We start from the raw sequence: 218 nt of genomic DNA on the forward strand, positions 1-218 counted from the left end.
GATTTTGACGATTTCGCAGTGCCAATAGCGAGCTATTGGCCGAGAAAGCGGCGAAATATGGACCGTCCCAGGTATTTTTGCAGCCGACGATCCCAAGTCCGACAGGCTGCTAGCCTGAATGTTTCATAAACTGCCACCGCAGTGCCGGTTCGGCGATACATGAGCTCCTCAGTGACGATCACGATGTCGCGGGCAATAGCCCCCCTACCCGATTGAAC

General features: G+C 54.6%; 1 protein-coding gene. It reads right to left on the reverse strand.

Going from position 1 to position 218, the window contains the following annotated elements:
- Positions 1–32: 32 nt before the first annotated feature.
- On the reverse strand, positions 33–218 hold a 186-nt coding region (locus F2P46_RS37340; protein ID WP_208296987.1), incomplete at its 5' end, for a hypothetical protein.

Source organism: Massilia sp. CCM 8734, from assembly GCF_011682155.1.
GTDB lineage: Bacteria > Pseudomonadota > Gammaproteobacteria > Burkholderiales > Burkholderiaceae_D > Telluria_A > Telluria_A rubra.